The organism is Pseudomonas sp. GW821-FHT01E10 (genome assembly GCF_059422365.1).
In genome coordinates this window covers 315-781 of sequence record NZ_JBWKWT010000047.1, presented here as the reverse complement: position 1 = coordinate 781, position 467 = coordinate 315, and the positions used below count along the sequence as shown (strand labels likewise).

The following is a 467-nucleotide window of genomic DNA, read 5'->3' as shown; positions in this document are numbered from 1 at the left end:
CGCAAACCAACACCGCCGGCAGCTACGGCCAGTTCTCCATCGGCACCGACGGAGCCTGGACCTACGTCGCCAACTCCGCCCACAACGAGTTCGCCGCCGGCACCACCTACACCGACACCTTCGCCGTGAGCAGTGCCGACGGCACCCTCACTTCGGTCACCGTGCACATCCTCGGCACCAACGATGCGGCCGTGCTGTCCACCGGCATCGCCAACCTCACCGAGACCAATGCCGCCGTCGACATCTCCACCGCCGGCACCCTGACCATCAGCGACGTCGACAGCGCCGCAACCTTCGTCGCACAAACCAACACCGCCGGCAGCTACGGCCAGTTCTCCATCGGCACCGGTGGTGCCTGGACCTACGTCGCCAATTCCGCCCACAACGAATTCGCCGCCGGCACCACCTACACCGACACCTTCGCCGTGAGCAGTGCCGACGGCACCCTCACTTCGGTCACCGTGCAC

At 66.4% G+C, this 467-nt stretch carries 1 protein-coding gene; it reads left to right on the top strand.

From position 1 onward, the window contains the following. Positions 1 to 467: VCBS domain-containing protein (locus AC07V0_RS29980; protein ID WP_495020211.1), on the top strand; the 467-nt coding region annotated here is incomplete at both ends.